The 19,138-nt window shown below is 41.4% G+C and carries 19 protein-coding genes; 14 read left to right on the top strand and 5 right to left on the bottom strand.

Annotation, left to right across the window (positions count from 1 at the left end):
* Positions 1 to 8: 8 nt before the first annotated feature.
* The 5 genes from RYK12_RS05955 to deoD all read left to right on the top strand — a co-directional run bounded on the left by RYK12_RS05955 (position 9) and on the right by deoD (position 5,138).
* Positions 9 to 1,220 carry a phosphopentomutase gene (locus RYK12_RS05955; RefSeq protein ID WP_227325987.1) on the top strand — a complete coding sequence of 404 codons (1,212 nt, stop codon included), beginning with the start codon at positions 9 to 11 and terminating at the stop codon, positions 1,218 to 1,220.
* A gap of 1 nt (position 1,221) precedes the next feature.
* Complete coding sequence (locus RYK12_RS05950; RefSeq protein ID WP_314847706.1) at positions 1,222 to 1,782, top strand: DUF1697 domain-containing protein; 561 nt, start codon at positions 1,222 to 1,224, stop codon at positions 1,780 to 1,782.
* Positions 1,779 to 2,588, top strand: a complete 810-nt coding sequence (locus RYK12_RS05945) for a purine-nucleoside phosphorylase (protein WP_261142145.1) — start codon at positions 1,779 to 1,781, stop codon at positions 2,586 to 2,588. Before RYK12_RS05950 ends, RYK12_RS05945 begins: the two co-directional genes overlap by 4 nt.
* 2 nt (positions 2,589 to 2,590) lie before the next feature.
* Positions 2,591 to 3,874, top strand: a complete 1,284-nt coding sequence (locus RYK12_RS05940; protein WP_314847702.1) for a chloride channel protein — start codon at positions 2,591 to 2,593, stop codon at positions 3,872 to 3,874.
* Positions 3,875 to 4,427: 553 nt separating this feature from the next.
* Complete coding sequence (gene deoD, locus RYK12_RS05935; protein ID WP_000022097.1) at positions 4,428 to 5,138, top strand: purine-nucleoside phosphorylase; 711 nt, start codon at positions 4,428 to 4,430, stop codon at positions 5,136 to 5,138.
* Positions 5,139 to 5,164: 26 nt separating this feature from the next.
* On the opposite strand, the gene RYK12_RS05930 is transcribed toward deoD, so the two are convergent.
* The 3 genes from RYK12_RS05930 to coaA form a co-directional block, all read right to left on the bottom strand.
* Positions 5,165 to 5,689: a DNA topology modulation protein gene (locus RYK12_RS05930; RefSeq protein WP_314847700.1), complete on the bottom strand. Its 525-nt coding sequence runs from the start codon at positions 5,687 to 5,689 to the stop codon at positions 5,165 to 5,167.
* Positions 5,690 to 5,740: 51 nt separating this feature from the next.
* Positions 5,741 to 5,977, bottom strand: coding sequence for a 30S ribosomal protein S20 (gene rpsT, locus RYK12_RS05925; protein ID WP_001274000.1), 237 nt, complete (start codon positions 5,975 to 5,977; stop codon positions 5,741 to 5,743).
* A gap of 67 nt (positions 5,978 to 6,044) precedes the next feature.
* Positions 6,045 to 6,965, bottom strand: a complete 921-nt coding sequence (gene coaA, locus RYK12_RS05920; RefSeq protein ID WP_314847691.1) for a type I pantothenate kinase — start codon at positions 6,963 to 6,965, stop codon at positions 6,045 to 6,047.
* A 172-nt stretch (positions 6,966 to 7,137) separates the two neighbouring features.
* Between coaA and RYK12_RS05915 the strand changes: the two genes are divergently transcribed.
* The 8 genes from RYK12_RS05915 to RYK12_RS05880 all read left to right on the top strand — a co-directional run bounded on the left by RYK12_RS05915 (position 7,138) and on the right by RYK12_RS05880 (position 14,891).
* Positions 7,138 to 7,728: a class I SAM-dependent methyltransferase gene (locus tag RYK12_RS05915; protein WP_314847689.1), complete on the top strand. Its 591-nt coding sequence runs from the start codon at positions 7,138 to 7,140 to the stop codon at positions 7,726 to 7,728.
* Positions 7,725 to 9,002, top strand: a complete 1,278-nt coding sequence (locus RYK12_RS05910; RefSeq protein ID WP_314847687.1) for a pyrimidine-nucleoside phosphorylase — start codon at positions 7,725 to 7,727, stop codon at positions 9,000 to 9,002. Before RYK12_RS05915 ends, RYK12_RS05910 begins: the two co-directional genes overlap by 4 nt.
* 19 nt (positions 9,003 to 9,021) lie before the next feature.
* On the top strand, positions 9,022 to 9,684 hold the full coding sequence (gene deoC / locus RYK12_RS05905; protein ID WP_314847685.1) for a deoxyribose-phosphate aldolase: 663 nt from the start codon (positions 9,022 to 9,024) through the stop codon (positions 9,682 to 9,684).
* Positions 9,671 to 10,060: a cytidine deaminase gene (locus tag RYK12_RS05900; protein ID WP_125458026.1), complete on the top strand. Its 390-nt coding sequence runs from the start codon at positions 9,671 to 9,673 to the stop codon at positions 10,058 to 10,060. The genes deoC and RYK12_RS05900 overlap by 14 nt, the downstream gene beginning before the upstream one ends.
* Positions 10,061 to 10,149: 89 nt before the next feature.
* Entirely contained in the window at positions 10,150 to 11,202 is a 1,053-nt protein-coding gene (locus RYK12_RS05895) for a BMP family protein (protein WP_314847681.1), read from the top strand.
* A gap of 143 nt (positions 11,203 to 11,345) precedes the next feature.
* Positions 11,346 to 12,881: an ABC transporter ATP-binding protein gene (locus RYK12_RS05890; RefSeq protein ID WP_314847680.1), complete on the top strand. Its 1,536-nt coding sequence runs from the start codon at positions 11,346 to 11,348 to the stop codon at positions 12,879 to 12,881.
* Complete coding sequence (locus RYK12_RS05885; protein WP_314847678.1) at positions 12,874 to 13,932, top strand: ABC transporter permease; 1,059 nt, start codon at positions 12,874 to 12,876, stop codon at positions 13,930 to 13,932. The genes RYK12_RS05890 and RYK12_RS05885 overlap by 8 nt, the downstream gene beginning before the upstream one ends.
* Positions 13,933 to 13,934: 2 nt before the next feature.
* Entirely contained in the window at positions 13,935 to 14,891 is a 957-nt protein-coding gene (locus tag RYK12_RS05880) for an ABC transporter permease (protein ID WP_314847677.1), read from the top strand.
* 64 nt (positions 14,892 to 14,955) lie between these two features.
* Here the strand turns inward: RYK12_RS05880 and RYK12_RS05875 are convergent.
* Positions 14,956 to 16,307 (bottom strand): IS3 family transposase gene (locus tag RYK12_RS05875; RefSeq protein ID WP_399555441.1). Its coding sequence is split into 2 segments (ribosomal slippage): positions 14,956 to 15,857 and positions 15,857 to 16,307, totalling 1,353 coding nucleotides; the frame shifts between segments, so codons are not numbered across the junction.
* Between the two features lie 67 nt (positions 16,308 to 16,374).
* The gene (gene plsY, locus RYK12_RS05870) at positions 16,375 to 17,016 is read right to left on the bottom strand and encodes a glycerol-3-phosphate 1-O-acyltransferase PlsY (protein ID WP_314847674.1); all 642 of its coding nucleotides are present in this window, start codon (positions 17,014 to 17,016) and stop codon (positions 16,375 to 16,377) included.
* 135 nt (positions 17,017 to 17,151) lie between these two features.
* Between plsY and parE the strand changes: the two genes are divergently transcribed.
* The gene (gene parE, locus RYK12_RS05865; RefSeq protein WP_314847671.1) at positions 17,152 to 19,101 is read left to right on the top strand and encodes a DNA topoisomerase IV subunit B; all 1,950 of its coding nucleotides are present in this window, start codon (positions 17,152 to 17,154) and stop codon (positions 19,099 to 19,101) included.
* The last annotated feature ends 37 nt before the right edge of the window (positions 19,102 to 19,138 follow it).

The following is a 19,138-nucleotide window of genomic DNA, read 5'->3' as shown; positions in this document are numbered from 1 at the left end:
GATACACTATGTCAAAATTTAATCGTATTCACTTGGTGGTACTAGATTCTGTAGGAATCGGTGCTGCACCAGATGCTAATAACTTTGTCAATGCAGGGGTTCCAGATGGAGCTTCTGACACATTAGGGCATATTTCCAAAACAGTTGGTTTGAATGTGCCAAACATGGCTAAAATTGGTCTTGGAAATATTCCTCGAGAAACTCCTCTTAAGACTGTTCCAGCTGAAAGCAATCCAACAGGATATGCAACAAAATTAGAAGAAGTATCTCTTGGTAAGGATACTATGACTGGACACTGGGAAATCATGGGCCTTAACATTACAGAACCTTTCGATACTTTTTGGAATGGATTCCCAGAAGAAATCTTGACAAAAATCGAAGAATTTTCAGGACGCAAGGTTATTCGTGAAGCTAACAAACCTTACTCAGGAACAGCTGTTATCGACGATTTTGGACCACGTCAGATGGAAACTGGGGAGTTGATTATCTATACTTCAGCTGACCCTGTTTTGCAGATTGCTGCCCACGAAGACATCATTCCTTTGGATGAACTTTATCGTATTTGTGAATACGCTCGTTCGATTACCCTTGAGCGTCCTGCCCTTCTTGGTCGTATCATTGCCCGTCCTTATGTAGGTGAGCCTGGTAACTTCACTCGTACTGCAAATCGTCGTGACTTGGCCGTATCCCCATTTGCACCAACTGTTTTGGATAAATTGAACGAGGCTGGTATCGATACTTACGCTGTTGGGAAAATCAACGATATCTTTAACGGTGCTGGTATCAACCATGATATGGGTCACAACAAGTCAAATAGTCATGGAATTGATACACTATTGAAGACCATGGGCCTTGCTGAGTTTGAAAAAGGATTCTCATTCACAAACTTGGTTGACTTTGATGCCCTTTACGGCCACCGTCGCAATGCTCATGGTTACCGTGATTGCTTGCATGAGTTTGATGAACGCTTACCTGAAATTATCGCAGCCATGAGAGAGAATGATCTTCTCTTGATTACAGCGGACCATGGAAATGACCCAACCTATGCAGGAACAGACCACACTCGCGAATATATTCCACTTTTGGCTTACAGTCCTTCCTTTAAAGGAAATGGTGTCATTCCAGTTGGACGTTTTGCAGATATCTCAGCGACAGTTGCGGATAACTTTGGTGTTGAAACTGCCATGATTGGGGAAAGTTTCTTAGATAAATTGGTATAAGATGACGCACTATGCTTTACTTGTTCGGGGCATTAATGTTGGTGGGAAAAATAAGGTTGTCATGGCGCAACTTCGTCAAGAACTGACAGACTTGGGACTGGAAAAGGTTGAAACCTACATCAACAGTGGCAATATTTTCTTTACTTCGACAGCTCCCAAAGCCCAATTGGTTGAAAAGTTAGAGGTATTCTTTGAAGTCCATTATCCATTTATTCAGAGCTTTTCTTTGCTGAGTCAGGAAGATTATGAAGAAGAGCTGAAGAATCTGCCAGATTGGTGGACCAAAGACCTGGCTCGAAAAGATGTGCTCTTCTACACGGAGAGCTTGGATGTGGATCAAGTGATCGAGAAAGTGGACAGTTTGGAACTGGTAGATGAAGTCGTTCATTTTGGAAAACTTGGGATTTTCTGGGGGAAATTTTCTGAAGAATCCTACTATGCAACTGCCTATCACAAATACTTGCTCAAGATGCCTTTCTATCGCAATATTACTATTCGTAATGCAAAAACCTTTGACAAAATCGGTCAAATGCTAAAAACTAATAAAGGAGACACACAATGACATTTTTAAACAAAATCAATGAAACAGCTGCTTTCCTGAAAGAAAAGGGTGTTCAAGCGCCTGAGTTTGGTCTAATCCTTGGATCAGGACTTGGAGAACTTGCAGAAGAAATCGAAAATCCAGTTGTAGTAGACTATGCTGAGATTCCAAACTGGGGCCGCTCTACAGTAGTCGGTCACGCTGGTAAATTGGTATATGGTGAACTTGCAGGTCGCAAGGTCTTAGCTCTTCAAGGGCGTTTCCATTTCTACGAAGGAAATCCTCTGGAAGTTGTGACTTTCCCAGTTCGTGTCATGAAAGTTCTTGGATGTGAAGGTGTCATTGTAACCAATGCAGCTGGTGGTATTGGATATGGGCCTGGTACTTTGATGGCTATCTCAGACCATATCAACATGACAGGTCAAAACCCATTGATGGGTGAAAACTTGGATGATTTTGGTCCACGTTTCCCTGATATGTCTAAAGCCTATACACCAGAATACCGTGCTACTGCCCATGAAGTGGCTAAAAAACTTGGTATCAAGCTTGATGAAGGTGTCTATATCGGTGTAACTGGTCCGACTTATGAAACACCAGCAGAAATTCGCGCCTATAAGACACTGGGAGCAGATGCAGTTGGTATGTCGACTGTTCCTGAAGTTATTGTGGCAGCCCACTCAGGCTTGAAAGTTCTTGGTATTTCATGTATCACTAACCATGCTGCTGGTTTCCAAGAAGAACTCAACCACGAAGAAGTTGTAGAAGTGACTGAACGTGTTAAAGGTGACTTCAAAGGCTTGCTGAAAGCGATTCTTGCAGAATTGTAATCATGTTAATAGAATTGAGGAGTATTTTTCGAAAAATCCCTTATAATTTTAGATTATTCCTAGCAGTAATTCTACAAGGAATAGTTTCGGGTTTATCTGGTATTTTTCTCCATTATCTTTTAGAGATGGTAGAGAGTCTAGCTTTTGGTCAGTCAGAGCATCATAGTGGATTTTTGACAGATGGAGTTTCCTCCTCACGGATAGGACTAAGTTTAATAATCGTGGGTCTTGGCTCATCCTTGGTCTGGTATTTCTTGCAAAAAGGGTCGAAGATTTATTCCATCAAAGCTCAGATGAAGGATGAGACTTCACAATACAAGCTTCATTTTTTAAGACAGCTATTTCATTCAATTTGGCAGATCATTGCAGTTGGAGGGGGAGCGCCTATTGGCAAAGAAGCTGCACCACGAGAGATTGGGACTCTATTTGCAGGGCCAATTGGAAAAATATGTATACTGTCTATGAAGGATCGCATCTTTCTCCTTGCTTGTGGTGCTGGTGCTGGTTTAGCGGCTGTCTATCAGGTTCCATTAACAAGTGTCTTCTTTGTTTTTGAAACCCTAGGAATTGCTCTATCTATTAAAAGATTTATCTTAGTCGGTTTGACTACCTATGTTTCAACCTATATAGCAGGCTTGGTTATTTCAGATCAGACTCTCTACCAGATTCCAGCCATCACATGGTCATTAAAGGAAATATGGATTATTCCCTTATTACTTCTTTTCTTAACCCCACTAGCTTGGCTTTTTGGTCGCTTAAGTAAGGCAGCGTCTTCAAACAGAATAAAAGATAAACGAATACTTCTCACATTGCCCTCAGCTTTTCTTTGTCTTGCTGGGTTGGCAAGTTATTTTCCACATCTACTTGGAAATGGACGTATGATGGCTCAGGAAATTTTAAATGGTAGCAGTGGTCAAACAGTGCTTCTCATGTTTTTCCTAAAAGCAGTGGTCGTTCTTATTATTCTTTGGGCAGGGGCCTATGGTGGTACTCTTACGCCATCTTTTGCCTTGGGGATGGCTGGAGCTGGTCTCTTGGGCATGATTCTAGGTTTGGATAGCCAGTCAACCATTTTGCTTTTGGGATCGGTTTGCTTTTTGTCTGTGACCTTGAGGGCGCCCATTTCTGCAACCGGATTAGTTATAGGTTTCACTGGGATAGGTATAGATTCTCTTCCGTATCTCTTAGTAACAGCTGTTTTAGCCTATGAATTTGCAAAAATGTTAGACCGCTTTCCTTGTGCTAGCATACTGTGTCAGAAGTCAAATAATAAAGTAATTAGGTAGAAAATGCCCATTTCTTCTAGTCAATGATTTGATTTAAAAGATTAAAAAAACTCTCAATTTATTTATAACTGTTTTAAATAAAAATGTAGTAGGCCTATTGGAATCTTGATTGAATCCGATTTTTCCTAGCTATGAAATATAAAAATAAAAAAGAAAGGTAGAGCGAGATGTTCTGATTTGAACACGAGCGGAAAACTTTTCTAAAAACTCAGAAGAGAAGGGAGTTCGGATTTGAATAAAAGCCGGTCTAATCTTCTCAATATCATCAAAATTAAGAAAGAAAGGAATTGAACCCACCCTAAAAGCAGTGGGAAAAAGATAGTTGGTCTAGCGAGCATCGCTCACTGCACCCAACTCCTATTTTCCCTTTGCTTTTTGACGGGTTTGGTATCTTTCTCAATATAAAATATAAAATAAAGAAAGGTAGAGCGTGTGTTTTGATTTGAACACGAGCGGAAAACTCGGAAAATAGATAATCTGACTGAGAAATCAGGATTTCTCGTCAGATTCCTAATTTTCAGTCGTTTTCTTGTCACTCTTTGTATCATAAATTATGTCTATCCATATTGCTGCTCAGCAGGGTGAAATTGCTGATAAAATTCTTCTTCCTGGGGATCCTCTTCGTGCGAAATTTATCGCTGAGAATTTTCTTGAAGATGCTGTTTGTTTTAACGAAGTGCGTAACATGTTTGGTTACACTGGTACTTACAAGGGCCACCGTGTATCTGTTATGGGAACTGGGATGGGAATGCCATCTATTTCGATTTATGCGCGTGAGTTGATTGTGGACTACGGTGTGAAGAAATTGATTCGTGTGGGAACAGCAGGTTCTTTGAATGAAGATGTTCACGTTCGTGAATTGGTTTTGGCGCAAGCAGCTGCAACTAACTCAAACATCGTCCGCAATGACTGGCCACAGTATGATTTCCCACAAATCGCTAGCTTTGATTTGCTTGATAAGGCCTACCATATAGCTAAAGAACTCGGTATGACCACCCACGTTGGGAACGTTTTGTCATCTGATGTCTTTTATTCAAACTACTTTGAAAAGAACATCGAACTTGGTAAATGGGGAGTTAAGGCTGTGGAAATGGAAGCAGCAGCACTTTACTATCTTGCTGCCCAACACCATGTTGACGCCCTTGCTATCATGACTATTTCTGATAGTTTGGTCAATCCAGACGAAGACACAACTGCAGAAGAACGCCAAAACACCTTCACTGATATGATGAAGGTTGGTTTGGAAACATTGATTGCAGAATAATTATAGCCAAAAAAGGAAGCCCTTCTTTATGAATTGGAGGACTTCCTTTTCTTATCTAGAAATTGATCTAGCTCTCTTTGGTTTCGAAGAATAGTGACTTTATGTGAGTATTCTTGGCAAAGTTTTTGGTAATTCTCTTTTTGAGCTTTAGTCCGTCCATCCCAGAGAATCCATCTGATAAATTCCCAATTAAATTGTTCTTGACAACCAGCTGCCATACTTTCTCTGACCTTGCCTCGGTATTTGAGATAACGCTTAAAAGCTCGAAAGAGACAGGTCAATGGCGAAAAATTAAGAAAGATGATTTGGTCAGCTTCCTGCATTCTTTCTTCGTAATAGCACCAAGAATAATTCCCATCAGTGATCCAAGCTTCATGCTTGGTGAGAAAGCTTTTCATCTCGGTCAACATCCATTCTTGGTCACTGTCTTGCCAACCGGGTTGAAATTGGAGTGTGTCCATGTGAAGTTTGGGGATTGAGTAGTAGAGAGATAACTTTTCAGCTAGAGTTGACTTACCAGCACCAGAATATCCGATGATTGCAATTTTCATTTTCTACCTTTTCCTATTTGGGGACAAAAAAACAGCCTCATGGACTGTTTCTTATTTAGCAAGTTTAGCTGAAAGACGAGCTTTATCGCGGCTTGCTTTGTTTTTGTGAATCAAACCTTTAGTTTCTGCTTTATCGATAGCTGAGCTAGCAGCACGGAAAAGTTCTTCAGATGGGTTTGCTTCGAAAGCTTTGATAGCAGTACGCATAGCTGATTTTTGAGCTGAGTTCTTTTCGTTTTGTTTAACGTTCAATTCAGCGCGTTTGATAGCTGATTTAATGTTTGCCAATGTTCTTACCTCCATATTTACTAACTATACTATTATATCTGAAAACTTACGTTTTGACAAGGGAAAATTATTTTTTTAAGTAAATTTCATCGATTTCATGGTTCTTTGTTTTATGAAGAATCACTTCCGCACGATTTCTGGTTGGTTCAATATAATTTTGTAGATTTGTGAGATTGATACTGGTCCAGACCTGATGGGCAAAGGATTCCACTTCCCCAATCGGCATTTGAGTAAAACGATAGTAGTAGCTATCAGGGTCGTTTTGAGCTAGGCTCAGCATTTTCAAGAAACGATCAAGATACCAACTCTCGATGTCATCTACTGAGGCATCAACATAGATTGAAAAGTCAAAGAAGTCAGTGATATAGAGACGCTCGTTTTGTGGATTCTGAAAGACATTAATCCCCTCAACAATTACAAAGTCTGCAGCTTTGACGCTTTGTTTTTCCTCAGGTACGATGTCGTAGACTTCATGAGAATAGACAGGAATATCCACATCTTGTCCATTTTTGATGCGATCCAGGAAGTTGAGAAGAGCTTCCATATCATAGCTTTCAGGAAATCCCTTGCGATTTAAAATCCCTTGTTCAATCAAGGTCTGGTTGGGATAGAGAAAGCCGTCAGTTGTTACCAACTCAACTGTAGCATCTGTAAGTGTACGGGACAGTAGGATTTGAAGTAGGCGACTGGTTGTGGATTTTCCAACGGCAACACTCCCAGAAACCCCAATGATAAAAGGCTGAGATTTGCTTTCACGTTGAAGGAAAATTCCTTTTGAAAAGGCCAAATCATCCTTGGTACGCTTGTAAATTTGGATGAGATGGGCTAGTGGAAGATAGACATCGGTAACATCCTGCAAGCTAATCTGGTCATTAAAACTCTTGATGGATTCTAATTCCTCTTCAGTCAAAGGAGGTGTTGTCTTCCGATGTAAAGATTGCCAAGTCTGGCGGCTGATTTTTTCAAAATGTAAAAATTCGTTGGTCATAAGTTTGTCTTTCTGATTCGATATCTTAGTATAGCATATTTTGGGACTAAAAACATCTAGTATCTGATAGAAAAAGTTTCTTTCGATTAGAAAAATAATAACAAACTACATCGTATTGTCAAATTACTTGGAAACGATTTAATATTTCGTTAAATTATGGTAAAATAGTTTCATGAGTAAAATGTATTATGCAGAAAATCCTGACGCTGCTCACGATATTCATGAGTTGCGAGTAGAATTGTTGGGACAAAAAATGACCTTTTTAACGGATGCGGGTGTTTTTAGCAAGAAAATGGTTGATTTTGGAAGTCAACTCTTGCTCAAGTGTCTTGAGGTCAACCAAGGAGAGAATGTCCTTGATGTAGGCTGTGGTTATGGGCCTCTGGGCTTGTCCTTAGTTAAGGCTTATGGAGTTCAGGCGACCATGGTCGATATCAATAATCGTGCCTTGGATTTAGCGCGACAAAATGCTGAACGAAATAAAGTAGAAGCGACGATTTTCCAGTCCAACATCTATGAACAAGTTGAAGGGAAATTTGAACATGTCATTTCCAATCCTCCTATCCGTGCGGGAAAGCAAGTGGTTCATGAAATCATTGAGAAAAGTAAAGATTTTTTGGAAACTGGTGGAGATTTAACAATCGTTATCCAGAAGAAACAAGGGGCTCCAAGTGCCAAGTCAAAGATGGAGGATGTGTTTGGCAATTGTGAAATCGTCAAAAAAGATAAGGGATACTATATCCTTAGAAGTGTGAACGAATGAGAGCAGTTGATTTAATCCAAAAAAAACGAGATGGTCAAGAACTGACTTCGAGTGAAATTGAATGGCTAGTTGAAGGCTATGTGTCAGGAACTGTTCCTGATTATCAGATGTCTGCCTTTGCTATGGCTGTTTATTTCAAAGGAATGACGACTCGAGAAATCTCTGACCTAACTATGAAAATGGTTCAGACAGGTCAAGAGTTTGATTTATCTGCTATTGATGGGGTTAAGGTTGACAAGCATTCTACTGGGGGTGTTGGTGATAAGGTGACCTTGATTTTGGCTCCTCTTGTTGCAAGCTTTGGAGTTCCAGTCGCGAAAATGAGTGGTCGTGGTCTCGGTCATACTGGTGGAACAATTGATAAATTGGAGTCCATTAAGGGATATCAAGTAGAACGTAGTCAAGAGGATTTCATTCATCAGGTTCAGGATATTGGAGTATCTGTCATTGGGCAATCAGACCAGCTGGTCAAAGCAGATAAGCTTCTCTACGCCCTACGTGATGTGACCGCAACTGTTGACACGATTCCTTTGATTGCTAGTTCGGTGATGAGTAAGAAAATCGCGGCAGGAGCGGATGCTATTTTGCTAGACGTGACTGTCGGTGAGGGTGCCTTCATGAAGACGGTTGATGAGGCGCGTGAATTGGCTCAAACCATGGTGGAACTTGGTAAGGCAGTTGGTAGAAAAACGGTAGCAGTCATTACGGATATGAGTCAACCTTTGGGACGAGCGATTGGAAATCGTCTGGAGATCCTTGAAGCACTGGAGATTTTACAAGGTCAAGGCCGTCAGGATATTACCCACTTCATCTGTGAATTGGCTCAAATTATGCTTGGCCTGGCAAATGTAAATAAAACAGTTGAAGAAGTTCGCCAACATCTTGAAAATGGGCAGGCACTGGCTAAGTTTGAGGAGATGGTCCAAGCCCAAGGTGGAGACTTGGAAGACCTATATCGTCCTGTAAATGTAGCCCATGTGGTGGAAATCCTTGCTCAGGAAGCGGGTGTCATTTCAGCTCTTCCAGCTATGGAATTTGGTCTTTATGCCATGAGACTGGGTGCTGGCCGTGCAGTCAAGTCTGATGCCTTGGACTATGAAACAGGAATTGTTTTTGAAAAGAAAGTTGGAGATTCCGTTCAAAAGGGAGAAATTGTTGCAAAAGTATACACAAATGGAAAAATTTCTCCTCAGCTAGTTACAGATTTTCAAAAATATGTTAAAATAAATGATAGTGTGCAAAGTTTACGAGAAATCATAGAAATAATCTCATAAACTGCAGGAGAATCCGAATATGAAATTAAATAAATATATCGATCATACACTTTTGAAACAAGATGCGACAGAAAATCAAATTGATTGTTTGTTGTCTGAAGCTAGAGAGTATGATTTTGCCAGTGTTTGCGTTAATCCGGCCTGGGTTGAACATGCTAAAAAAGGGCTTGAAGGCACAGATGTCAAGGTCTGCACAGTAGTAGGTTTCCCCTTGGGAGCAACAACTTCAACTGTGAAAGCTTTTGAAACAAAAGAAGCTATCCAAAATGGGGCTGATGAGATTGACATGGTAATCAATGTTGGGGCTCTCAAATCAGGCAATTTAGCCTTGGTTGAGTCGGATATTCGTGCAGTAGTGGAAGCAAGTGGTGACAAGTTAGTGAAAGTCATTATTGAAGCTTGCCTTCTGACAGACCAAGAAAAAGTTGTGGCTTGCCAATTGGCCCAAAAAGCGGGAGCTGACTTCGTAAAAACTTCAACTGGCTTTTCAACTGGTGGTGCTACGGTAGCAGATGTTAGATTAATGCGTGAAACAGTTGGACCAGAAATGGGTGTCAAGGCTGCCGGTGGAGCTCGTTCTTATGCAGATGCTCTTGCATTTGTAGAAGCAGGGGCGACCCGTATCGGAACGTCAGCTGGGGTAGCCATTTTAAAAGGAGAATTGGCTGATGGCGACTACTGAGTTGATTGAACTAGCAATTGAAACCAGCAAGAAAGCCTATGTGCCCTATTCTCATTTTCCAGTCGGAGCTGTTCTGGTGGCGAAAGATGGTAGCACTTATACAGGTGTCAATATTGAGAATGCTAGTTATTCTTTGACCAACTGTGGAGAACGCACAGCGATTTTTAAAGCAGTTTCTGAAGGTCAAAGAGAATTTTCAGAATTGATTGTCTATGGAGAGACTGAAAAACCAATTTCACCATGTGGTGCTTGTCGCCAAGTGATGGCTGAATTTTTTGAACAAGATCTAAAAGTGACCTTAGTCGCAAAAGATAAATCGACGGTCGAGATGACGGTCGGGGAATTACTTCCATACTCTTTTACAGACTTAAACTAGTCTGAGTCGCTCTCTGAGTGGCACGGTCCTTGTGGCCAACAAATCCATACTTGCAACATCGTTGCACATCTTATTTAGGAGGTTCAGTAATGAACAAGAAACAATGGCTAGGCCTTGGTCTAGTTGCAGTAGCAGCAGTTGGACTTGCTGCATGTGGTAACCGCTCTTCTCGTAACGCAGCTTCATCTTCTGATGTGAAGACAAAAGCAGCAATCGTCACTGATACTGGTGGTGTTGATGACAAATCATTCAACCAATCAGCTTGGGAAGGTTTGCAAGACTGGGGTAAAGAACACAATCTTTCAAAAGATAAAGGTTTCACTTACTTCCAATCAACAAGTGAAGCTGACTATGCTAACAACTTGCAACAAGCTGCTGGAAGCTACAACCTAATCTTCGGTGTTGGTTTTGCCCTTCACAATGCGGTTGAAGAAGCAGCAAAAGACCACTCTGACTTGAACTATGTCTTGATTGATGATGTGATTAAAGATCAAAAGAATGTTGCTAGTGTAACATTTGCCGATAACGAAGCTGCTTACCTTGCTGGTGTTGCAGCGGCTAAAACAACTAAAACAAAACAAGTTGGTTTTGTAGGTGGTATGGAGTCTGAAGTTATCTCTCGTTTTGAAGCTGGTTTCAAGGCAGGTGTTGCCTCGGTAGATTCATCTATAAAAGTACAAGTTGACTATGCTGGTTCATTTAATGATAATGCCAAAGGTAAAACAATTGCAGCGGCACAATACGCAGCTGGTGCAGACGTTGTTTACCAAGTAGCTGGTGGTACAGGTGCAGGTGTCTTTGCAGAAGCAAAATCACTCAACGAGAGCCGTCCTGAAAGTGAAAAAGTTTGGGTTATCGGTGTTGACCGTGACCAAGAAGTAGAAGGTAAATACACTTCTAAAGATGGTAAAGAATCAAACTTTGTTCTTGTATCTACTTTGAAACAAGTTGGCACAACTGTAAAAGATATTGCTAACAAAGCAGAAAAAGGTGAGTTCCCTGGCGGTCAAGTAATCGTTTACTCATTGAAAGATAAAGGTGTTGACTTGGCAGTAACAAACCTTTCAGAAGAAGGTAAAAAAGCTGTTGAAGATGCAAAAGCTAAAATCCTTGATGGAAGCGTAAAAGTTCCTGCAAAATAATGGATGGAAGTCATTTCTTAGGAAGCGGCCCTCGGCCGCTTTTTTAAGAGTTGAGACAAAGTCATTTTGTCTCAGTAAAGCTTGCTACTAGAGAAACTAGCAAGTTTTATTGAAATAAAATAAGACTCTGAAAGGAAGAGCACATGGCACACGAAAATGTCATTGAGATGCGTGATATTACCAAGGTGTTTGGTGAATTTGTTGCCAACGACAAAATCAACCTGCACCTACGAAAAGGTGAAATTCATGCACTTTTAGGAGAAAATGGGGCTGGAAAGTCCACGCTCATGAACATGTTAGCAGGGCTTCTTGAACCAACCAGTGGTGAAATTGTGGTCAACGGTCAAGTTGTCAACCTCGACTCACCATCTAAAGCAGCTAGCTTGGGAATCGGAATGGTTCACCAGCACTTTATGTTGGTAGAAGCCTTCACAGTGGCTGAAAACATCATTTTAGGTAGTGAATTGACTAAAAATGGTGTGCTAGATATCGCTGGAGCTAGCAAAGAAATCAAGGCTCTTTCTGAACGTTATGGCTTAGCTGTTGACCCTTCTGCCAAGGTAGCAGATATCTCAGTTGGAGCCCAACAACGTGTAGAAATTTTAAAAACCCTTTATCGGGGGGCTGATATCCTTATCTTTGACGAACCAACGGCTGTTTTGACTCCATCAGAAATTGATGAGTTGATGGCTATTATGAAAAATCTTGTCAAAGAAGGAAAATCAATTATCTTGATTACCCATAAGTTGGACGAGATTCGAGCAGTTTCTGACCGCGTTACAGTTATCCGTCGTGGGAAATCAATTGAAACTGTCGAAATCGCAGGGGCTACCAATGCTGATTTGGCAGAAATGATGGTAGGTCGTTCTGTTTCCTTTAAAACAGAGAAGCAAGCCTCTCAACCAAAAGAAGTGGTCTTGTCAATCAAAGATTTGGTGGTCAATGAAAACCGTGGTGTTCCAGCTGTTAAAAATTTGTCCTTGGATGTTCGTGCTGGAGAGATTGTTGGTATTGCGGGGATTGATGGAAATGGTCAGTCTGAACTGATTCAAGCCATTACAGGTCTTCGCAAGGTTGAATCTGGTAGCATCGAGCTAAAAGGAGATTCAATTGTAGGCTTGCAGCCACGTCAGATTACAGAGTTGAGTGTTGGGCACGTTCCAGAAGACCGTCACCGTGATGGTTTGATTTTGGAAATGATGATTTCTGAAAATATTGCCCTTCAAACCTACTACAAAGAACCACATAGTAAAAATGGAATTTTGAACTATTCAAATATTACTTCTTATGCTAAAAAGCTAATGGAAGAATTTGATGTTCGTGCTGCCAGTGAATTTGTTCCTGCAGCTGCACTCTCAGGAGGAAATCAACAAAAAGCAATTATTGCTCGTGAAATTGATCGAGATCCTGAACTCCTTATCGTCAGCCAGCCAACTCGTGGGTTGGATGTCGGTGCCATTGAATATATCCACAAACGCTTGATTGAAGAGCGTGATAATGGCAAGGCTGTCCTTGTTGTCAGCTTTGAATTAGATGAGATTTTAAACGTCTCAGACCGTATTGCCGTTATCCACGATGGTAAGATTCAAGGTATTGTATCACCAGAAACAACCAATAAACAAGAACTTGGTGTCTTGATGGCTGGTGGAAACTTGGGAAAGGAGAAGAGTGATGTCTAAAAAATTACAACAAATTTCGGTTCCCTTGATTTCTGTCTTCCTAGGAATTTTACTCGGAGCCATTGTCATGTGGATCTTTGGTTATGATGCTATTTGGGGCTACGAAGAATTGTTCTATACAGCCTTTGGTAGTCTGCGTGGGATTGGGGAAATCTTCCGTGCCATGGGACCTTTGGTCTTGATTGGTCTTGGCTTTGCCGTTGCCAGTCGTGCAGGTTTCTTTAACGTTGGACTTCCTGGTCAGGCTTTGGCTGGTTGGATTCTTAGTGGTTGGTTTGCCTTGTCGTATCCAGATATGCCACGTCCTTTGATGATTCTAGCAACTATCGTGATTGCCTTGATTGCAGGTGGGATTGTCGGCGCGATTCCAGGTATCCTTAGAGCTTATCTAGGAACATCAGAGGTTATCGTAACCATCATGATGAACTACATTGTCTTGTATGTAGGAAATGCCTTTATCCATGCCTTTCCTAAAGACTTCATGCAAAGTACAGATTCGACCATTCGTGTTGGGGCTAATGCAACCTACCAGACACCTTGGTTGGCTGAGTTGACTGGTAATTCACGGATGAATATTGGTATTTTCTTTGCTCTCATTGCCGTTGCAGTCATTTGGTTCATGCTCAAGAAAACAACCCTTGGTTTTGAAATCCGTGCGGTTGGTCTTAATCCACATGCTTCAGAATATGCTGGTATTTCTGCAAAAAGAACGATTATCCTCTCAATGATTATTTCAGGTGCTTTGGCAGGTCTTGGTGGAGCTGTTGAAGGTCTGGGAACCTTCCAGAACGTTTATGTTCAGGGGTCGTCATTAGCTGTCGGATTTAACGGGATGGCGGTTAGTCTGCTTGCGGCCAACTCACCAATTGGTATTCTCTTTGCAGCCTTCCTATTTGGTGTTCTCCAAGTTGGAGCCCCTGGTATGAATGCAGCGCAGGTACCGTCTGAGCTTGTCAGCATTGTAACAGCGTCTATTATCTTCTTTGTCAGTGTTCATTACCTTATCGAACGCTTTGTCAAACCGAAAAAACAAGTTAAAGGAGGTAAGTAAAGATGTCTATTACAACCTTGCTCACCCTCTTGGTGTCTTCTATGCTGATTTACTCAGCGCCCCTCATCTTTACAAGTATTGGTGGTGTTTTCTCTGAACGTGGTGGTGTCGTAAATGTCGGCCTTGAAGGAATTATGGTTATGGGTGCTTTTTCTGGAGTTGTCTTTAACCTTGAATTTGCAGAACAATTTGGAGCAGCAACTCCATGGCTATCTTTGATAGTTGCAGGATTGGTTGGTGGTGTTTTCTCTATCATCCACGCAGCAGCAACGGTTCATTTCCGTGCAGACCATGTTGTCAGCGGTACGGTATTGAACTTAATGGCGCCTGCCTTGGCTGTTTTCTTAGTGAAAGTTCTTTATAACAAAGGACAAACCGACAACCTAAGTCAGACTTTTGGACGCTTTGACTTCCCAGTCTTAGCTAATATCCCAGTGATTGGTGATATCTTCTTCAAATCAACAAGTCTGCTAGGTTATATCGCGATTGCCTTCTCATTTCTTGCTTGGTTTATCCTCTTCAAGACCCGTTTTGGTCTTCGTCTCCGCTCTGTAGGTGAACATCCTCAAGCAGCAGATACTTTGGGAATAAATGTCTACAAGATGAGATATTTAGGGGTTATCATTTCAGGTTTCCTAGGTGGAATTGGGGGAGCGATTTATGCTCAATCAATCTCAGTTAACTTCTCAGTGACAACTATTGTTGGACCTGGATTTATTGCTCTTGCTGCGATGATCTTCGGAAAATGGAATCCAATCGGAGCCATGCTATCTAGTCTCTTCTTTGGGCTTTCACAAAGTTTGGCTGTTATCGGATCTCAATTGCCATTCCTACAAGGAGTTCCTGCGGTTTACCTTCAAATCGCACCTTATGTTTTGACCATTCTTGTCTTGGCAGCCTTCTTTGGAAAAGCAGTCGCACCAAAAGCAGATGGTATCAACTATATCAAATCAAAATAAGCATACAAAAAAACGTCAGTACATTCTGTTCAAATGTACTGACCCCAAAAAGTTGGACAAATAATTATTGAAAGGATTTAGTTCTGTATTGCACAGGACTAAGTCCTTTTAGTTTTACCTTAATTCGTTTGTTGTTGTAGTAATCGATATAGTCTATAATGGCTTGTTCCAATTGATTAAGTGATTTAAAATTTTTCTCATGGCCATAAAACATTTCGGATTTTAAAATGCCAAAGAAAGATTCCATCATACCGTTGTCTGGGCTGTTGCCCTTTCGTGACATGGATGCTTGAATTCCCTTACTCTCCAAAAATTGATGGTAAGATGCATGCTGGTATTGCCAACCTTGGTCACTATGGAGAATCGTATTCTCGTAGTGTTTCTCTGTGAAGGCCTGTTCCAACATCGTTTTTACTTGTTCTAAATTAGGAGAACAAGAAAGATTAAAAGCAATAATTTCGCTGTTAAAGCCATCTAAAACAGGCGATAAATACAATTTCTGCGTGCTATTTGGAATGGCAAACTCTGTCACATCCGTATAACACTTTTCCATTGGTCTCGATGCTTCAAACTGGCGTTGAATGAGATTCTCTGCTTTCTTGCCAATCTCTCCTTGGTAGGAAGAATACTTTCGTCTCCGACGAATTCGAGCTATTAAACCAAGGAGCTTCATCAGACGTTGAACTTTCTTATGATTCACTACAAAACCACGATTTCTTAGTTTAAGAGTAACTCTCCGATAGCCATAATTTCCTTTATGGTCATTATAAATGGCCTGAATTTCGGTTTTAAGCTCTTTATCTTTGTCAAGTCCATCTAGTTTCTTCAACTGATAGTAGTAAGTTGAGCGAGGTAAACGAGCCGCTTCAAGAAGTAAATCTAGTCGAAATCCTCCTGAACCCATTTCTCTAATTGTCTCTGCCTTTCTTGCTGTATGGCTTCGTCCCTGTCTTCCAGCTCTTTTAATTTTTTTAAGTAAGCAACCTCGGTACGTAAGCGTTCATTCTCCTCTTGGAGTCGCTCTAGTTCTGTCATTTCCTTCCAAGTTTTCTTCCGTTTACGTCCCATTTTAGGTACTCTCCCTCTTGTTTTCTCAACAATAGTATACCCGTTTTTCTTGTATTGTGCTAGCCAATTAAGAAGTATCGTACGACTTGGGAGACCGTATTCAAGAGAAACTCTATCTTTAGTCCAGCCTTCATGTAAGACTTTATGAATCATTTCTTGTTTTAAATCAGGAGAATAGTAACGATTTTTTCCTTTTTTGACGAACTCTATTCCGTAACGATCAATCAATTTAATCATATACCTAAGATTAGAATTGTTTATCCCAAATTTATTTGAAAGCTTCTCTAAGCTATATCCTTGTTTTCTAAGTTCATAGATCTGAACTTTATCATCATAAGTTAATTTCATAATAAAAACACCCCAAAAGTTAGATTTTTTCTGTCTAACTTTTGGGGGGCAGTTCAGAACTGGCGTTTTATTTTTTAGGGTTTTGGTGGGTTAAGTTCAGTCCCCAAGGGACAAGATTTTCAGTTTTATTTTTGATACGAGCGATATTGTCCTTATGGCGAATGATAATCAAGCTAGCAAGAGCCAAGATAATGGCTATAAAGAGAGGGTCGTAGTGACTCAGGATAAAACCAAAAAGTGGAAAGAGTAGAACTCCAATGACAGCCGCGATAGATGCTGTGACACTAGATAGTGAAATCATACTACCAAGATAGAGGGTTCCAAAGAAAACAACTGCAAGGTAGAGACAGAAGACAGGTGCAAATCCGAAAATCACTCCAGCACTGGTCGCGACAGCCTTGCCACCCTTAAATCCTGCAAAGACAGGGAAGGTATGGCCAATAACAGCCAAAAGTCCAAAGATGAGAGGCGAAACGCCTTGCAGATGAAACATAATCGGAAGAAGCGTTGCTAGGGTTCCTTTGAAAAAATCAATCACAAAGGTTGCCATTCCCGCTTTTTTTCCTAAAATACGGAAGGTATTGGTCGTTCCTGTGTTACCAGAACCATGCTCGCGCAGATTGATTTGAAAGAATACTTGTCCAATCCAGAGACCAGACGGAATCGAACCCAGCAGATAGGCTAGGATTAATAAAACTATTGTAATCATACTCCTATTATATCATGAAATGGAGAAGAAAGGCAGAGAATCTCTTCTGAAATTGTCACACCGGAGAAAGAAAAATTTTGCAAAATCCTTGGAAAACTTGTAGAATAGTAAAGATGAACGAATAGGAGGTTCCTTGTGTCAAAAAAGGAAATCAATATAAACAATTATAATGATGATGCCATTCAGGTGCTAGAAGGGTTGGATGCGGTCCGAAAACGTCCAGGGATGTATATCGGATCGACCGATGGTGCTGGTCTCCACCACCTAGTCTGGGAAATCGTTGATAATGCTGTCGATGAAGCCTTGTCTGGATTTGGTGACCGTATTGATGTGACCATCAATAAAGATGGGAGTTTGACTGTACAAGACCACGGACGTGGGATGCCAACTGGTATGCATGCTATGGGAATTCCAACTGTTGAGGTTATCTTTACTATTCTCCACGCTGGAGGAAAATTTGGTCAAGGTGGCTACAAGACATCTGGTGGTCTCCACGGGGTGGGTTCTTCCGTTGTTAACGCTCTTTCAAGTTGGCTAGAAGTTGAAATCACTCGCGATGGGGCAATCTACAAGCAACGTTTTGAAAATGGTGGAAAACCTGTCACGACTCTGAAGAAAATCGGTACAGCACCCAAGTCTAAAACAGGTACCAAGGTTACTTTTATGCCTGATGCGACGATCTTCTCTACGACAGACTTCAAGTACAATACCATCTCAGAGCGTCTTAATGAATCAGCCTTTCTCTTGAAAAATGTGACCTTGTCATTAACGGACAAACGAACAGAGGAAGCTATTGAATTCCACTATGAGAACGGGGTGCAGGACTTTGTTTCTTACCTCAACGAAGACAAGGAAACCTTGACGCCAGTCCTTTACTTTGAAGGTGAAGACAACGGGTTCCAAGTGGAAGTAGCTCTCCAGTACAATGATGGATTCTCAGATAACATTCTGTCCTTTGTTAATAACGTTCGCACCAAAGATGGTGGTACGCACGAGACAGGTCTCAAGTCTGCCATTACCAAGGTTATGAACGACTATGCGCGTAAGACGGGGCTTCTCAAGGAAAAAGATAAAAACCTTGAAGGTTCAGACTATCGTGAGGGACTAGCAGCCGTTCTTTCTATCTTGGTTCCTGAAGAACACCTCCAGTTTGAAGGTCAGACCAAGGACAAACTTGGAAGCCCACTAGCTCGTCCCGTTGTGGATGGAATTGTGGCGGATAAGTTGACCTTTTTCCTTATGGAAAATGGGGAATTGGCTTCTAACCTCATCCGCAAGGCTATCAAGGCCCGTGACGCTCGTGAAGCGGCACGTAAGGCGCGTGATGAGAGCCGAAATGGTAAGAAAAATAAAAAAGACAAGGGCTTGTTGTCTGGGAAATTGACCCCAGCCCAGTCTAAGAATCCAGCTAAGAATGAACTCTATCTAGTCGAGGGGGATTCTGCCGGAGGTTCTGCCAAACAAGGCCGTGACCGAAAGTTCCAGGCAATCTTGCCCCTTCGAGGTAAGGTTATCAATACAGCTAAAGCCAAGATGGCGGATATCCTCAAAAATGAAGAAATCAATACCATGATTTATACCATTGGTGCGGGTGTTGGAGCAGACTTCTCCATTGAAGATGCAAACTATGACAAGATCATTATCATGACTGATGCGGACACCGACGGTGCCCACATTCAGACTTTACTCTTGACATTTTTCTACCGCTACATGCGTCCGCTAGTTGAGGCAGGACATGTTTATATCGCCCTCCCGCCTCTTTACAAGATGTCAAAAGGTAAAGGCAAGAAAGAAGAAGTGGCCTACGCATGGACAGACGGAGAACTTGAAGAACTCCGCAAGCAGTTTGGTAAAGGCGCAACACTCCAACGCTACAAGGGACTTGGTGAGATGAATGCGGACCAGCTCTGGGAAACAACCATGAATCCAGAAACCCGTACCCTCATACGTGTCACCATCGAAGACCTAGCACGCGCCGAACGCCGTGTCAATGTCCTCATGGGCGATAAGGTCGAACCACGCCGTAAGTGGATTGAGGATAATGTCAAGTTTACGCTGGAAGAGAGTGGGGAGATGGTGTTTTAGGAGTGTGCTGCAATAAAAAAATAAATATACATTATAG

This window comes from uncultured Streptococcus sp. (assembly GCF_963518475.1).
Classification (GTDB): Bacteria; Bacillota; Bacilli; order Lactobacillales; family Streptococcaceae; genus Streptococcus.
The sequence above is the reverse complement of the archived record's forward strand: the minus strand, read 5'-3'. Positions and strand labels throughout refer to the sequence as shown.

Excerpts from the sequence above, each read along its gene's own strand:
- coaA (WP_314847691.1), bottom strand. The coding sequence starts at position 6,965 with ATGACCAACGAATTTTTACATTTTGAAAAAATCAGCCGCCAGACTTGG.
- RYK12_RS05915 (WP_314847689.1), top strand. The coding sequence starts at position 7,138 with ATGAGTAAAATGTATTATGCAGAAAATCCTGACGCTGCTCACGATATT.
- RYK12_RS05950 (WP_314847706.1), top strand. The coding sequence starts at position 1,222 with ATGACGCACTATGCTTTACTTGTTCGGGGCATTAATGTTGGTGGGAAA.
- RYK12_RS05895 (WP_314847681.1), top strand. The coding sequence starts at position 10,150 with ATGAACAAGAAACAATGGCTAGGCCTTGGTCTAGTTGCAGTAGCAGCA.
- RYK12_RS05890 (WP_314847680.1), top strand. The coding sequence starts at position 11,346 with ATGGCACACGAAAATGTCATTGAGATGCGTGATATTACCAAGGTGTTT.
- deoD (WP_000022097.1), top strand. The coding sequence starts at position 4,428 with ATGTCTATCCATATTGCTGCTCAGCAGGGTGAAATTGCTGATAAAATT.
- RYK12_RS05880 (WP_314847677.1), top strand. The coding sequence starts at position 13,935 with ATGTCTATTACAACCTTGCTCACCCTCTTGGTGTCTTCTATGCTGATT.
- RYK12_RS05945 (WP_261142145.1), top strand. The coding sequence starts at position 1,779 with ATGACATTTTTAAACAAAATCAATGAAACAGCTGCTTTCCTGAAAGAA.
- plsY (WP_314847674.1), bottom strand. The coding sequence starts at position 17,016 with ATGATTACAATAGTTTTATTAATCCTAGCCTATCTGCTGGGTTCGATT.
- RYK12_RS05885 (WP_314847678.1), top strand. The coding sequence starts at position 12,874 with ATGTCTAAAAAATTACAACAAATTTCGGTTCCCTTGATTTCTGTCTTC.
- RYK12_RS05940 (WP_314847702.1), top strand. The coding sequence starts at position 2,591 with ATGTTAATAGAATTGAGGAGTATTTTTCGAAAAATCCCTTATAATTTT.
- deoC (WP_314847685.1), top strand. The coding sequence starts at position 9,022 with ATGAAATTAAATAAATATATCGATCATACACTTTTGAAACAAGATGCG.
- RYK12_RS05900 (WP_125458026.1), top strand. The coding sequence starts at position 9,671 with ATGGCGACTACTGAGTTGATTGAACTAGCAATTGAAACCAGCAAGAAA.
- RYK12_RS05930 (WP_314847700.1), bottom strand. The coding sequence starts at position 5,689 with ATGAAAATTGCAATCATCGGATATTCTGGTGCTGGTAAGTCAACTCTA.
- RYK12_RS05910 (WP_314847687.1), top strand. The coding sequence starts at position 7,725 with ATGAGAGCAGTTGATTTAATCCAAAAAAAACGAGATGGTCAAGAACTG.
- RYK12_RS05955 (WP_227325987.1), top strand. The coding sequence starts at position 9 with ATGTCAAAATTTAATCGTATTCACTTGGTGGTACTAGATTCTGTAGGA.